We start from the raw sequence: 14,552 nt of genomic DNA on the forward strand, positions 1-14,552 counted from the left end.
GGTAGGTCATTTCCCCTTCTTCAACTTGACGTACAACTGACAATTTAAAGGATAAATTATAATTTCGTTGGGTACGCCTTGCTACAGTCTTTCTCAATATTTTCATAAATAAGTCGATTTACTGTCAACTTATTTCAGGACGGGACAGCACAAAAAAAAAGAGGATGCCTTGGCGAGACATCCTCTATAGTAAAACAGTTACTATGAATTTTTTCGATTCGATTTTGGCGTACCGAATCTGCTAGCATCGGAATAGAAAGAATAAACTGAATCTTTCCGCTTTTCATGCCCGAAAGCTAAAATCCATAACCCAGGCAGGTCTTCTGGCTTGTTCCGGCTCTCAACTCCTTCCCATCCCAACAAATTGAGACAGTGGACACTTGTCGAAAACACAGATTCACAATTGAATCGGAACTTACAGCTGCGGGGACAGCTCCTGATTTAAACAGGATTCCCTATTATTCTCCTGTCGGAGAACCTGAATCGCACTACAATTTTAAACAAAATATATTGATCTTGCAACAGATTTTAAATCTGATTTATATTGCAATATCTTCTTCAAAAAACTGATTTCTAGAAGAAATCCTCATCATCGAAATCATCCGAACTTGCACCTGTATCCTCGTTGGAAACCGCATCACAATCCAAATTAATATTCACTCCTCGAGGCTTTTCAAAATCTCCTTTCGAGATATTCAAATCAGTGTCGCCATATACTTTTTGCATGTACAATGCCCAAATTGGTAAAGCCATATTGGCACCCTGTCCGTAAAAAATGGTTTCAAATCGGATGGCTCTGTCTTCTGCTCCAACCCAAACTCCCGAAACCAACTCTGGTGTAATTCCCATGAACCAACCATCAGAATGATTCTGGGTAGTCCCGGTTTTTCCTCCAATTGGATTTCTCAAACCATATTTAGATCTAAGTCTTATTCCTGTACCTTGTTGAACCACACCTTTTAGCAGATTGGTCATCAAGTAAGCAGTTTTCTCGTTCATCACCTCGTTTTTCTGAGCTACCGATTGAGCAACAAGGTTTCCTTTGCTATCTTCAATTTTTGTAATAAATCGAGGTTTGATGTATACTCCTTTGTTCACAAATGATCCGTAGGCTCCCACCATTTCATAAACCGAAATATCCGAGGTTCCCAGGAAAATTGACGGAACTGGCTCAATTGGACTTACAACGCCCATTTTACGAGCCATAGAAACAACGGCATCGGGTTTGGTTTGTTTCAATACCCAGCCCGAAATATTATTTACAGAATTTGCCAAGCCCCATTTTAAGGTTACCATTTCTCCACTATGGGCACTTGTAGAATTTCTTGAGGTCCAAGGAGAACCATCAGGCAAAATAAATGTTTGCGGGATATTCGGCACTTCGTCACATGGAGTAAGACCTTCCTGCATGGCCAGTGTATACAAAAATGGCTTAATGGTTGATCCTACCTGGCGTTTACCAAGGGTTACCATATCATACATGAAGTGTTTGTAGTTTGGACCACCAACATAAGCCCTCACCTCTCCGGTTTGTGGTACCATCGACATAAAGCCGGCACGTAAAAATCCTTTATAATACAACATGGAATCCATAGGCGACAGAAGGGTATCTCTCTCCCCTTTCCATGTAAAAATTTTCATTTTAACAGGCTTTTTAAAGTTTGCCTTAATCTCATCAAATGATAAACCTTTTTTCTTCAGCACACGATGTCTTTCACTGCGTCGAATCGACAGATCCATCTGGTGTTCAAAGGCTTCATCATCTAAATCATCCGAAAAAGGTGGATTCCTGTGATTCTCTTTTTCTCTGTCGAAAGCTTTCTGCAAATCCAGACCCAAATGCTCTTCCACAGCCTGCTCTGCATATTTTTGCATTCTCGAATCAAGCGTGGTGTAAATTTTTAAACCATCCTTATATATATTATATGGTGTTCCATCCGCTTTTTGGTTTTTGTTACACCATCCGTAAAACGGATTGATTTCCCACTCCAAAGAATCCTGTTTGAATTTCTGCATGTTCCATGAAGGGTAATTCGCTCTTTCAGGTTTTTGAGCAGTTAAGGACATACGCAAATATTCTCTAAAATAAGGAGCCATTCCTCGTTTATGGTCCACTTTCTGGTAGTCAATTCCCAATGGAAGTTGTTTCAGCGAATCTGCCACATGCTTATCCAGGTAAGCATATTTCACCATCTGCGAAAGCACTGTGTTTCTTCTTCCTTTAGTCAATTCTGGCCTTCTTAACGGATTGTAGTAAGAAGAGTTCTTCGCCATTCCAACAAGCATAGCTGCCTGCTCCATTTTTAAAGAATCAGGAGTAGTATTGAAATAAACATTAGCTGCCGATTTAATACCCACTGCAAGATTTAAGAAATCATACTTGTTAAAATACATGGTCATGATTTCTTCTTTGGTATAACTTCTTTCCAGCTTTACAGCAATTACCCACTCCCTGAATTTTCTGAAAACAATATCCAGCTTACTATTAAATTCTTCGCGAGGGAATAGCATTTTTGCCAACTGTTGCGAGATGGTACTCCCACCACCGGCATTTTTATCTCTGGTGATTAAACCTTTTGCAACACGACCCAAACCACGAAGGTCGATTCCCGAATGAGACTCGAAACGAACATCTTCGGTAGCAATTAAGGCATCAATTAAATAAGGCGACAATTCATCATGATCGATAAATGATCGGTTCTGGAAATAGAATTTTCCCAGCAATTCGCCATCGGCGGTATACACCTCTGTAGCCAAACTACTTTTAGGATTCTCCAACTCTTCGAATGTTGGCATAAACCCGAATGTTCCATTTGAAACTCCTACGAAAAACAGGACTCCCGCCAGAATTCCAACAACAAAAACCGACCAAAAAATAAGCAATGGCTTTTTGTAGGTTTTCAAACGCGACTCTTTGGTTATTTCCATTCCTGGATCATTTTCCAGATTAGGATCGATTTCAGTCATACTCCTTATAAATTTTAATTGAGCTGTAAAAATAGCAAATTATATTCTAAGATATAAGACGTATTTTTCTTCATTTTATTTGATTTTGAACCTATATTATTATAGTACCATATTAAAATAATTCGCACAAAATTTTGAACTTAGGTAGCTTATTGTTTTACTTTGCAAAAAATTTTAACCTAAACTTTCCAAAGAACAGATTCGAGATGGTAGAGAATTTAGTAATAGTTGAGTCCCCTGCAAAAGCAAAAACAATCGAGAAATTCCTGGGTAAGGATTTCTTGGTAAAATCGAGCTTTGGGCACATTCGGGATTTGGAAAAAAAGGATTTTGGGATTGATATCAAAAACAATTTCACACCTAAATATATTGTATCTACAGACAAGAAAAAGGTAGTTACAGAACTGAAGAAGTTAGCCAAAGAAGCCAAGACGGTTTGGATCGCATCTGATGAAGACCGCGAGGGAGAGGCCATTGCATGGCACTTATTCGAGGTGCTGAAATTGAAAAAAGAGAACACCAAAAGAATTGTATTCCACGAAATTACAAAGAATGCAATCTTAAATGCAATCGAAAATCCTCGCGATATCGATGATAATCTTGTAAATGCACAGCAGGCAAGAAGAATTCTCGATCGATTGGTAGGTTTTGAAATTTCCCCTGTATTGTGGAAAAAAGTAAAACCTCAACTTTCGGCTGGTCGTGTGCAGTCGGTTGCCGTTCGTCTTTTGGTTGAACGTGAAAGAGAAATTATTGCTTTCAAACCAGAGACCTACTATAAGGTTGTAGCCAATTTCCTAATTACGGAAGAAAACGGAAGCCAAAAAACTTTAAAGGCAGAACATCCAAAACGTTTTGCAAGCAAAGAAGGCGTTCTAAAGTTTTTGGAAACTTGTAAAAATGCAGACTATAAAGTGAGCGATATCGAGAAAAAACCATCGGTACGCAAACCTGCAGCTCCATTTACAACTTCTACCCTACAACAAGAAGCAAGTAGAAAATTAGGATTTTCGGTAGCTCAAACCATGGCAGTTGCCCAGCGTTTATACGAGGCCGGAAATATCACATACATGAGAACTGACTCGGTAAACCTTTCTGATACTGCACTGGCAGCAGCAAAAGAGGAAATTACCAAACGTCATGGCGAAGACTATGTGAAAATTAGAAAATACCAAACCAAAAATAAAGGTGCGCAGGAAGCTCACGAGGCAATTCGTCCTACTTACCTAAACAAAGAGGTAATACAAGGAGAGTCGAACGAGATTCGTTTGTACAACCTGATTTGGAAAAGAACCATTGCTTCGCAAATGAGCGATGCCAAATTGGAGAAAACCAATATCAAGATTGCTGCATCTAACAATGGAGAAGAATTTGTTGCTAGCGGGGAAATGATCAAATTCGACGGTTTCCTTAAAGTATACATGGAATCGACCGACGATGAGAACGGCAAGCAGGAGGAAACCTTACTTCCTAATGTGAAGGTAAACGATCCTGTAATGGAAGATTTCCTGAATGCAACACAAAACTTTACCTACCGTCCACCAAGATTTACCGAAGCAAGTTTGGTGAAGAAACTTGAGGAGCTTGGTATTGGTCGTCCATCAACTTACGCTCCAACCATTACTACGGTTCAGAATCGTGGCTATGTGGTAAAAGAGTCGAGAGATGGTGTAGAAAGAAAATACGAGGTAATCAACCTGAAAGACAATAACATTACAGAGGAAATCAAAACTCAAATTACCGGTGCTGAAAAAAGAAAGCTTTTCCCAACCGATATCGGAATGGTAGTTACCGACTTTTTGAACGAACACTTTCCAAATGTAATGAGTTACAACTTTACAGCTGATGTAGAGAAAGAATTCGACGATATTGCACTGGGTAACATGATCTGGCATGAAATGATTGGTAAGTTTTACAATCCATTCCATGAAAATGTTGAAAAAACCCTGGAGCACTCAGAAAGATCGACAGGAGAGAGAATTTTAGGAGAAGATCCTAAAACAGGAAAAGTGATTTTGGTGCGTATCGGTAGGTATGGTCCAATGGCTCAGTTGGGTGAAACTTCGGAAGACAAAGAAGCAGAAGCACCTAAGTTTGCCAGCTTACGTCCTGGACAACACCTGGAAACCATCACACTCGAGGAAGCTTTGGATCTATTCAAGTTACCAAGAGACCTGGGTTTATATGAAGATAAAAAAGTGGTTGTAGCCATTGGTCGATTTGGACCTTACGTTCGCCACGATGGCAAATTTGCTTCATTGAAAAAGGATGTGGATGATCCAATGGAAATTGATCTTCCACGTGCCATTGAACTGATTGAAGAAAAGAGACAAAAGGATCGTGAAAAATTCATCAAAGCATTTGACGAAGATCCGGACTTACAGATATTAAATGGTCGTTGGGGACCTTACATTGCCTACAAAAAGGAAAACTTCCGATTGGCAAAGGATATCGAAGATCCTAAGGCATTGAGCTATGAAGATTGTTTGAAAATCATCAAAGAAGGTCCTAAAAAGAAAAGCACCAAAAAGGCAGCTACGAAAAAGACGAGTGCCAAAAAAACGGTGACGAAAAAGAAAACTACAACGACGAAGAAAAAAACTACCACTGCCAAAAAGGCTAAAAAGTAATTTTTTCAAAAAAAAAAAAAGGCTGTTCCCGTTTCGCGAACAGCCTTTTTTTATTGCCTTATAGCGTATTTTGAGTGCAAGACCAGATTATTTTATTGTTAATCTAATTTGAAAAACATGAAAATGTATTAACAAAATAAAAAAATCATCGTACATATGGATTACGTAATTGGCACAAAGAATATTGATTATGCAGATGTTAAGCTTTTGATTTGTTTAATTTAATGTTTTTATAACAAAAAATGAATTGAAAATAGACAACTGAAAATTGTTGATAAAAGTGCTTGAACCTCTGATAAAACTTGTAAGGAAGATTTATTTTTATTTACTTTACTCCTCGCAGTTTTTGACCGTTACTGAACTATATAATATTTCATGAAAAAAGTATTTTTCCTTATAATATTGAATTGTTTTGCTCTGATTTTAAGGGCACAACAAGACCCACAGTTCAGTCAAAATATGTTTAATATCCTTTCCGTAAATCCGGCTTTTGCTGGTGCCGAAAAGGATATTGTAGTTTCAGCAATTAATCGTCAGCAATGGGTGGGATTTGATAATGCACCCGTAACAACAGTTGTAAACCTAAGTACCCCAGTACGTTTTGCTGGAAAAACACATGGCTTGGGCTTAACAATTGTACGAGACGAGTTGGGTTTTGAAAAGAATACCGGGGTTAAATTCAGTTATTCTTATCAAAAGAAACTTGCGAATGGTTCTTTGCATTTTGGTCTTAGTGTGGGGTTTCAGAACAACGCCTTAAAAGGTGAATGGTTTGTACCCGAAGGAGATGAATATACTTCGGCACAGGAGGATTTGGGATCCCCAACAATAGACGAAGGGAAGATGGTATTGGATCCTGGTTTAGGAATTTTTTACCAAACAGATAACTTTTATGCCGGTCTTTCCGTATTGCATGTCACGGAGCCTTCTGTTGCGTATAGCGAAGCAGTAGAAACCTATTTGGCAAGGCATTATTATGCCACGGCCGGATACACGTTTAAGCTCGATGAAAGCTGGGAAGTAATACCATCCGTTTTTTACAAAACAGATGCTGTTGTTTCACAAATCGACATAAACAGTTTATTACGATACAATAAAAAGATTTGGGGAGGCGTTTCATATAGAGTCGATGATGCAATAGTTGGAATGGTTGGTGTTTTATTCAACAATGGAATTCAAATTGGATATGCTTACGATATTTCAACATCAAAAATTGCGAAAGCATCTCATGAATTTCTGTTAACGTACAGATTCAACACTAAATTGGAAAGCCGAAATCAAAAATATAAGAGTATTCGATTTTTATAAAAAAGATTAAAAATCTGTGCTTTTAGCACAATTTACAAAACCACTATGAATAAACTACTTACAACACTAGGTGTAATTGTTTTATTGTTCTTGTCAGCCTGTGGAAGCCGCACTGGTAATGGAGAACTTGTTGGTGCCGGTCAGAGAGGAAAATGGTTTGAGCCAAAACCTTATGGTATGGTACAAATTCCGAGAGGAAGTTTTACTATGGGACCTAATGACCAGGACGTAGCTTGGGCACTAAATGCTTCAGCTAAAACTGTTTCTGTAGAATCATTTTGGATGGATGAAACAGAAGTTACCAATAATGAATATCGTCAGTTTGTATACTGGGTACGAGACTCTATTGCTCGTCAGTTGTTAGGACAACAATTCGAAGAATTCCTGATTGCTGAAGACGAAAATGGAAACCCTATCGATCCTCCTTTCATCAATTGGGAAGAAAGATTGGAATGGGACGATGAAGAGTATGCAGAAATTCTGGAAGAAATGTATCTGCCTGAGCATGAAAGATTTTTCCGCAACAAGGAAATCGACACAAGAAAGCTGAAGTATCAGTACGAATGGGTTGATTTGCAACAAGCTGCAAAAAAATCGAATCGTTACAACTACGAAACAGGTGAGTACGAAGGAATGGTTGACGACTACAAAGGTGGTAGAAAACAAATCGAAGACAGATCTTCTTTTATCATGAAAGAAGCTTTAAATATTTACCCGGATACCCTTTGCTGGATTCAGGACTTTACTTATTCGTATAACGATCCTTGGACAAAGCAATATTTCTGGCATCCAGGTTACGATGATTACCCTGTGGTAGGTGTATCATGGAAACAAGCAACTGCATTCTCGATCTGGAGAACTCGTTTCCACAATTCTGCATTAAAGCAGGAAGGTGATTACCCTGTACAGGATTACCGTTTGCCAACCGAATCGGAATGGGAATATGCAGCTCGTGGTGGTATTGCTCAAAATATGTACCCTTGGGGTGGTCCATATACAAGAAACGACCAGGGATGTTTCCTTGCCAACTTTAAGCCATTGCGTGGCAACTATGTTGACGATGGTGGTTTGGTAACTCTTCCTGTTGGAAGTTACGAGCCAAACGAATTCGGTCTTTACGATATGGCAGGTAATGTTGCGGAATGGACTTCCGGAGCTTACGACGAATCAGCCTATGCTTTTACACACGATATGAATCCGAATTATGAATACAATGCACTTCCGGATGATCCTCCAGCATTGAAGAGAAAAGTGATTAGAGGTGGATCATGGAAAGACATTGGTTACTATTTGCAATGCGCAACCAGAACATACGAATATCAGGATACTGCTAAATCGTATATCGGTTTCCGCTGTGTAAGAACTCATTTAGGTAAATAATTTTACCGTATAGCTATTTATTTAAGACCTTTTCAATAAATCCGACATGAATATTACAGAACTGGTACAATCTCCGAGATGGAAAAAATTTATGGGTTACGTGTATGGTTGGGGAGCTTCCGTCGTACTAATTGGTGCCTTGTTTAAAATTATGCATTACCCTTACGCAGGCTTACTTTTATCAGTAGGTATGTCTGTAGAGGCAATTATCTTTTTCTTTTCAGCATTTGAACCACCACACGAACAGCCTGACTGGAGTTTGGTATATCCAGAATTAATTGGATTAGAGCCACGCGAAACCATGGTAAAAGGTGGAGGGGCACAGGTTGAAGGACTAGAGCAGTTGCAACAATTACTTGAAAAAATTAGCGTTGAACCAGATAAATTATCACACCTAAGTGCAGGTTTAGCAAAATTAACCAATGCCGCTGATAATTTGTCGAACCTATCTGATGCTGCAAAAGCGACTGATGGTTACGTTCAAACCATTCAGAAGGCATCTGAATCGGTTGGAGAATTTTCTGGAAAATATGCCGATACAACTCAGCAGTTGTCACAATCGGCTGATCAGTTAAGTGCTTCTTACCAGGGTGCAGCTTCTTCTATCGAGAACTCAGGAAAAGAGTTTGCAAACAAAGTGAACGAGTCGGGTAACAACCTATTGAATTCATATCAGAAAATCGACCAATCATTGCAAAATGATTTTGGTAAGATTTCTGAAAACAGTGGAAATTTCAATACCTCTATGGAGGCTATGAATAAGAATCTTTCATCGCTGAACGCAATTTACGAACTGCAATTGAAGCAGGGCAATCAGCAAATGGAAAATTCGAAATCTGTACACCAGGATTTAGATAAAGTTCTGCAGGCATTAACAGCAACATTGGAAAATGCGCAAACTTATCGCAAAGAAACAGAGCAATTGAATCAAAATCTATCGGCACTAAATACCATTTATGGAAATATGCTTAGTGCAATGGATCATACAAAAAAGAACTAGTACTAACAATCAAGCTGAGCTGAAATGGGAGCAAGTAATTGTAAAGAAACGCCGCGGCAACGGATGATTGGAATGATGTATTTATTTCTGACAGCAATGTTGGCGATAAATGTATCGAACGAAGTACTGGACGCTTTTACAACAATCGATAATGGGTTGGCTAAGACCATATCTACTTTTGAAGAAAAAACTGCCGTTACCTACGGAGAATTCAAAACTGCTTACGAAGCAAATGAAAATAAAGTAAAAGAATCTTGGGAATACGCTCAGAATATTAGAATACAATCCGATAGTCTATTCAACTATATTCAAATGTTAAAAGAAAAAATAGTTGAGAAAGCTGATGGCCCAGAGTATGATATGAAGAATATCAAAAGTAGAGATAATATTGATATTCCAGGTGAAGTAATGATAGTAGGAAGACATGGTAAAGATTTAAGACAAGCCATTTCTAATTATCGAGACCTAGTATTGAATCATGTTAATGAAAATGATGAAAGACTTCGTCATGCGATTCAAGAAACATTAGATACTTCTAAGCCTGAAAAGAGTAAAAAAGGGGATCCTAATTATTCATGGGAATCTAAACTGTTTAATCACACACCTTTGGTAGGAGCAGTTACTCTTTTATCAAAAATGCAATCGGATATCAGAAATACAGAATCGGATATTGTAAATTATCTGTTCAACCAAATTGAAGCAGAATCGTTTAGTTTTAACAAATTGAAGGCTGAAGTGTATGCTCCTTCAAGTTATATTATAAAAGGTAATACCTATAAGGCTCAGGTATTTTTAGCTGCTGTAGATACTACTCAGTATCCTAAAGTTGAAGTAGACCGAAGAGGTATTTTAACTGATTATGACAATGATGGTAGAGCGACTTACACCGCTAAAGCAGATAAAGTTGGACCAGTAAAATGGGGGGGGATCCTTACATACATAACTCCTTCTGGTATTGAAAAAGAACTTGAATTTTCATCTGAATACATTGTCGCAGAACCAAATGTGGTGGTTTCTCCTACCAAAATGAATGTGTTTTATGTTGGTGTTGACAATCCTGTAAGTGTATCTGCACCAGGGTTCTCATCAGATAGAATTCGAGCATCTATTTCTAATAGAAATGGTCGCCTGGTTAAGAGAAGTGATGATGAATATATTGCAAAACCAGAAGTAGTTGGCAGAACTGCAAAAGTTCTTGTAGAGGCCAATTTCGATGGAGAATGGAGACCATTACGAACCGTAGATTTCCGTGTAAAACCAATTCCTGATCCTGTTGCAAAGATTGCAGACAAGAATGGTGGAAAAATCAAGAAGAATCTACTATTGGCACAAAGCGGTGTTGATGCAGTAATGGACAACTTCGATTTCGATCTTGAATTTAAGATTACCGGTTTTACCGTATCGACCATACAAAAAGGTTTTACGGTTGACGAAGCATCAAGATCGGATACCTTTACCCCTGAGCAAATGAGATTGCTTAGAAATTTAAGAAGAAATAATAAAGTTTATATAGAAGATATTAGGGCGGTAGGTCCCGATGGTGTAACCAGAAATCTGCCTGCTATTGTATTTAGAATAGAGTAATAAAATTTACATAGGATGAAGAAAAGCTTATTACTATTAATCGGTCTTGCACTGTTTTGTTCTGCGAATGTAATGTCGCAAACAAACCCAACCAGTGTATACAGCAAGAATCACATTAAGAATCGTAAACCAATTCCTTATTCAAACATTCGTGAATCGGATGTGATGTGGTCTAAATTGGTATGGAGAATCGTTGATTTGAGGGAAAAAATGAACCTTCCAATGTATTATCCAACTACGCCACAGGATGATCGTTACAGCTTAATTGATTTGCTGATGTATGGTATCGAAAATGAAGGTTTGACAGCCTATTCTACAAACGATGATGAATTTAAAGAGCCAATGACTTTGGACGAAATTCACACCAAGTTTGATGCTCAGGCCGACACAATGATGCAACGCAACAGGTTAACCGGTGAATTGGAGCCAGTAATTATTCCTGGTGAAATGCACACCGACGATGTGAAACGTTACATGGTAAAAGAGCAGTGGTTCTTCGACAAGCAGACATCTACCATGCAGGTTAGAATTATTGGTATTTGTCCAATTCGCGAGTATGTAAAAGATGGCGATACTGCCATGGACGGTGTACAAATGAAGCAGCTTTTCTGGGTTTATTTCCCTGAGGCAAGACCATTGTTGGCTACTCATGAAGTATTTAACCCGTTTAACGATGCAGCTCGTTACTCATTCGACGATCTTTTTATGAAGAGACGTTTTTCAAGCTTTATTACTCAAATCTCGAACGTTCACAACAACCGTGGTATCAGCGAATACACAGTTGGAATTAATTCTATGCTCGAAGCAGAAAAAATTAAGAACGATATCTTCGAATACGAACACGATCTTTGGGAATACTAGAAAGAGTATTTCATACAAAATAAAAAAGGACCTCAATGAGGTCCTTTTCTTTTGTAAATATCTTGAGTTTAGATATACTCCTCTCCTTTTGTAATTTTCACATCGTTTACAAACTTTCTAATTTCCTGCTCATCGCGTTTGCGGCAAATTAGCAAGGTTTTATCTGTATCCACTACAATGAAATCTTTTAAACCTTGTACAACCACCAATTTCTCGTTAGGAGCATTCACCAAACAATCTTTCGATTCGTACAACATTACATTTTCGCCCTGAACAGCATTCTGGTTGTCATCTTTGCTTGAATGCTCGTACATCGAACCCCAGGTTCCCAGGTCGGACCAACCAAACTCGGTACAGTATACATATACATTATCCGATTTTTCAAGAATTCCATAGTCGATAGAAATATTCTGGCATTCCGGATATATTTTATCAATAGCTGCTTGTTCCTTTTCTGTATCGATATCCTCAAAAATCGATTCGAATAAAGCATTTACATCAGGTAAAAATTTATTGAACGAATTTTGAATGGCTTGCAAAGACCACAAGAAAATTCCTGAATTCCAGAAAAACTCTCCCGACTCGTAAAAGATCTTTGCCAAATCCAAATGTGGTTTCTCAGTAAATGTTTTAACAGGATAAATATCCGATGATTGATCAACCGATTTTTTGCCCACCTGTATGTAACCATATCCCGTTTCCGGCCTGGTAGGTTGCATGCCCAAAGTCATCAGTTTGTCTTCCTCTTTTACAAAGTCGATTCCTTCTTTTAGTACTTCAAGGAATTTCACCTCGTTCAGAATTAAATGATCGGCTGGTGTAACAACAACCGAAGCATTCGGGTTACGCTTTAAGATTTTATAGTTCGCATAAGCAATACAAGGAGCTGTATTTCTTCTTAAGGGTTCCAACAATACCTGATCTGCTTTCAACTCCGGAATTTGTTCCAATACCAAGTCTTTATAAATGGCATTTGTAACCACGAAAAAGTTCTCCACCGGACAAACCGAAGCGAATCGTTCGAAGGTATGCCTGATTAAGGTTTTTCCTGTTCCCAGGATATCAAGAAATTGTTTTGGTCGTAAATTTTTACTTAAAGGCCAGAATCGGGAACCGACTCCTCCTGCCATGATAACGCAGTAGTTGTTAGTATTCATATTGATTAGTAATAATATGCAGATAAATATTAGATATCCTAAAATACATAAATCCCAAGTCAATTCAAAAATAGTTTGGCTTTTCCTTTGGCAGGAAAAAGCAAGCGATACAATAAGTAAATTATTTGTACTTTTATCGTAAACAAGATAAGTTATGAATCTTTTTGAGCACGTTGGCAAATTCTCTAGATTCCTGATTTTGGTTCTTTCCAAACCAGAAAAAGGGAAATTATTTTTCTCTCAGATTGTGAAGGAAATTCATAAGCTGGGAATCAATTCCATTGGAATCGTTGTAATTATCTCCCTGTTTATGGGGGCGGTTATAGCACTTCAAACGGCCTATAACTTAATGAACCCATTGCTACCTGAATACCTGGTAGGTTATACGACTCGCGAATCAATGATTCTTGAATTCTCCTCGACCATTGTTGGCTTAATTCTAGCCGGTAAGGTAGGCTCCAACATTGCTTCTGAAATAGGTTCGATGAGAGTTACCGAGCAAATTGATGCCTTGGAAATTATGGGGATCAACTCGGCTTCTTACCTGATTTTGCCAAAAATTGTAGCTGCGATTTTTATTAATCCATTCCTTTATGTTCTGAGTGTTTTTGTAGGAATTTTGGGCGGATTACTTGCCAGTTACCTCACCAGCACAGTGCCATTAAGCGATTTTATATACGGAACCCAATTCGGATTTATTCCTTACTATATCACCTATTCGTTGGTGAAAACAGTTGTTTTTGCCTTTATTATTACTGCCATTCCATCCTACTATGGATATTACGTAAAAGGTGGAGCCCTGGAAGTTGGTAAAGCCAGTACCAAAGCTGTGGTAAACAGCAGCATCCTAATTCTATTGGCTAATGTGATACTTACTCAAATTCTCTTAAAATGATCAGACTGGACAAGCTTAACAAATCATTTGGCGATTTAAAGGTCTTAAACGATATCTCCATTACATTCGAAGCCGGAAAAACGAATTTAATAATCGGTCAGAGTGGTTCAGGGAAAACAGTACTCCTAAAATCGATCATTGGATTACACGAGGTAGATAATGGGTCCATTTTTTACGACGATAGAGATTTTACAGCTCTAAACCATAAGGGTAAAAAGGAAATCCGTAAAGAAATGGGAATGGTTTTCCAGGGTGGCGCATTGTTCGATTCCTTTAATGTAGAGGAAAATGTAAGGTTCCCACTCGATATGTTCTCAAAAATGTCGGAAAAAGAGAAAAACAATCGCGTTTCTTTTTGCCTCGACAGGGTAAATATTCAAAATGCAAATCACCTTTATCCATCCGAAATTAGTGGTGGAATGCAAAAACGTGTTGCCATTGCCCGCGCCATTGCCCTTAATCCTAAATATCTGTTTTGCGATGAACCCAACTCCGGATTAGATCCGGTTACGGCAATTGTAATCGATAATTTGATTCAGGAGATCACCAAAGAGTTTAATATGACAACAATTATTAACACTCATGATATGAATTCGGTGATGGAGATTGGAGAAAAAATTCTTTTCATTAGTAAAGGTTATAAGGCATGGGAAGGCACAAAAGATGAAATTTTCAATACCGAAAACCAGGCACTGAACGATTTTGTTTTTGCTTCCGATTTGTTTAAAAACATTAAAAAATCGACCTGATTGCCTCTGAACTTAAAGTTT

10 protein-coding genes and 1 riboswitch are annotated in these 14,552 nt (G+C 38.2%); of the genes, 8 read left to right on the top strand and 2 right to left on the bottom strand.

The genetic code is table 11. From position 1 onward, the window contains the following. Positions 1-296 precede the first annotated feature (296 nt). Positions 297-497: riboswitch (cobalamin riboswitch) on the bottom strand. A gap of 76 nt (positions 498-573) precedes the next feature. Then, positions 574-2,967, bottom strand: a complete 2,394-nt coding sequence (locus tag ELS83_RS15675) for a transglycosylase domain-containing protein (RefSeq protein ID WP_249414465.1) — start codon at positions 2,965-2,967, stop codon at positions 574-576. Positions 2,968-3,173: 206 nt separating this feature from the next. Between ELS83_RS15675 and topA the strand changes: the two genes are divergently transcribed. From topA to porN, 6 genes are all read left to right on the top strand, one after another. Then, positions 3,174-5,597 carry a type I DNA topoisomerase gene (gene topA / locus ELS83_RS15680; RefSeq protein WP_171596491.1) on the top strand — a complete coding sequence of 808 codons (2,424 nt, stop codon included), beginning with the start codon at positions 3,174-3,176 and terminating at the stop codon, positions 5,595-5,597. Positions 5,598-5,972: 375 nt separating this feature from the next. Then, positions 5,973-6,905, top strand: coding sequence for a PorP/SprF family type IX secretion system membrane protein (locus ELS83_RS15685; protein ID WP_171596492.1), 933 nt, complete (start codon positions 5,973-5,975; stop codon positions 6,903-6,905). Positions 6,906-6,950: 45 nt separating this feature from the next. Further along, positions 6,951-8,285, top strand: a complete 1,335-nt coding sequence (porK, locus tag ELS83_RS15690; RefSeq protein WP_171596493.1) for a T9SS ring complex lipoprotein PorK/GldK — start codon at positions 6,951-6,953, stop codon at positions 8,283-8,285. A gap of 46 nt (positions 8,286-8,331) precedes the next feature. Further along, the gene (gene porL / locus ELS83_RS15695) at positions 8,332-9,285 is read left to right on the top strand and encodes a type IX secretion system motor protein PorL/GldL (protein ID WP_171596494.1); all 954 of its coding nucleotides are present in this window, start codon (positions 8,332-8,334) and stop codon (positions 9,283-9,285) included. A gap of 24 nt (positions 9,286-9,309) precedes the next feature. After that, a complete protein-coding gene (porM, locus tag ELS83_RS15700; protein WP_283242733.1) occupies positions 9,310-10,869 on the top strand; it encodes a type IX secretion system motor protein PorM/GldM in 1,560 nt (519 codons plus the stop codon). A 15-nt stretch (positions 10,870-10,884) separates the two neighbouring features. Beyond that, positions 10,885-11,730, top strand: coding sequence for a type IX secretion system ring subunit PorN/GldN (gene porN, locus ELS83_RS15705; protein WP_171596496.1), 846 nt, complete (start codon positions 10,885-10,887; stop codon positions 11,728-11,730). A gap of 68 nt (positions 11,731-11,798) precedes the next feature. Here the strand turns inward: porN and ELS83_RS15710 are convergent, their stop codons facing one another. After that, positions 11,799-12,887 carry a mannose-1-phosphate guanylyltransferase gene (locus tag ELS83_RS15710; RefSeq protein WP_171596497.1) on the bottom strand — a complete coding sequence of 363 codons (1,089 nt, stop codon included), beginning with the start codon at positions 12,885-12,887 and terminating at the stop codon, positions 11,799-11,801. Between the two features lie 154 nt (positions 12,888-13,041). Here ELS83_RS15710 and ELS83_RS15715 point away from each other — a divergent pair, with 154 nt between their 5' ends. Further along, positions 13,042-13,782 (top strand): MlaE family ABC transporter permease, encoded by a 741-nt coding sequence (locus ELS83_RS15715; RefSeq protein ID WP_171596498.1) that lies wholly within the window; start codon positions 13,042-13,044, stop codon positions 13,780-13,782. After that, positions 13,779-14,531 carry an ABC transporter ATP-binding protein gene (locus ELS83_RS15720; protein ID WP_171596499.1) on the top strand — a complete coding sequence of 251 codons (753 nt, stop codon included), beginning with the start codon at positions 13,779-13,781 and terminating at the stop codon, positions 14,529-14,531. The genes ELS83_RS15715 and ELS83_RS15720 overlap by 4 nt, the downstream gene beginning before the upstream one ends. Positions 14,532-14,552: the final 21 nt, after the last annotated feature.

This window comes from Marinifilum caeruleilacunae, from assembly GCF_013141825.1.
Classification (GTDB): Bacteria; Bacteroidota; Bacteroidia; order Bacteroidales; family Marinifilaceae; genus Marinifilum; species Marinifilum caeruleilacunae.